Origin of the sequence: Roseivivax isoporae LMG 25204, assembly GCF_000521865.1 — a bacterium.
Classification (GTDB): Bacteria; Pseudomonadota; Alphaproteobacteria; order Rhodobacterales; family Rhodobacteraceae; genus Roseivivax; species Roseivivax isoporae.
In genome coordinates this window covers 1-366 of record NZ_JAME01000182.1, presented here as the reverse complement: position 1 = coordinate 366, position 366 = coordinate 1, and the positions used below count along the sequence as shown (strand labels likewise).

At 71.0% G+C, this 366-nt stretch carries 1 protein-coding gene; it reads right to left on the bottom strand.

Annotated features, from left to right (window positions below):
- The coding region (locus RISW2_RS23260; protein WP_043776082.1) for an ABC transporter substrate-binding protein at window positions 1–366 on the bottom strand (366 nt) is incomplete at both ends.

Genomic DNA, 366 nt, shown 5'->3' with positions numbered 1-366 from the left:
CGACCCGGACGCTGCCTTCCGACACGGTCTGGAACGTGACCTGGTCGAGCCAGGCCGGCCCCTGATGCTCGGCGTTGGGCGAGGCCCACTGGTAGTCGGCGCGGCGCTTGAGGACGATGCGGTCATTCTTGACCACCTGCGCGATCACGAACGGGCCGGTGCCGATCAGCGCGCCCTGGCAGCGTTCTTCCGGCGTTTTGGCGAGCGTGGCGGGCGCCAGCGGCGCCAGGGTCTTTTCGGTGAGGGCCTGCAGGAAGCCGGCCTTGGGATGGTCGAAGCGCAGCGCCACCGTCAACGGGTCGATCACGTCGGCGCCCAGGTAGCCGGTCAGGTAGCCGGCGGCCTGCGGCGCCCGCCCTTCCCTGG